At 58.7% G+C, this 608-nt stretch carries 1 pseudogene; it reads right to left on the minus strand.

Features of this window, described 5'->3' with window-relative positions:
* A pseudogene (locus AC5SEO_RS26910) lies at positions 1-564 on the minus strand (IS3-like element IS426 family transposase); the annotation flags it as partial.
* Between the last annotated feature and the right edge of the window lie 44 nt (positions 565-608).

Here is a 608-nt window from a genome sequence, read left to right on the forward strand (position 1 = left end):
GGAGCGCGGCGATCCGCCGATAGCCATAGGTTGGCCTTTGATCCACCAGCCTGCGGATGGCGGGCAGAAGCTCTGCATCCTCGGCCTTGTTGTATGGCCCACGCGGCTTTGATCTGCCTTTCAGCCGCTCGATGAGGTTGGAACGGGAGACGCCCAGCGTGTCTGCGACGGCCTTCATCGCGAACCGTCCTTCGGCAACAAGATCGGCCGCGATATCCGTTTTTTTGAGTCCGCTTTGGAAAGGGCTTCGCGGAGGATTTCGACCTCCATCGTCTTGCGACCGAGCATGCGCTCCAACTCCCGGACGCGATCCTCCAGTTTCTTCACTTCCGAATTCCCGACAACCGGCTCGTCAGAATCCACGGCTGCAGCACCTCCCTCGCTCAAGAGCCTGCGCCACCGATAAAGCAAATTGGGCGCCACGCCATGACGGCGAGCGGTCGAAGATACCGTCTCGCCGGGTTCAAAACTCTGCTCAATGATTGTCAGCTTTTGCTCGGTTGTCCACCGCCTGCGGCGAACATCACCCGTCAGCAATTCAACGTGTCGATAGTCGTTAGACATAAGCCTGTCCTCAAGCCTGTGCTTGAGCCTTTCTGCTTATGCCG

It is taken from the genome of Agrobacterium sp. K11 (assembly GCF_059429395.1).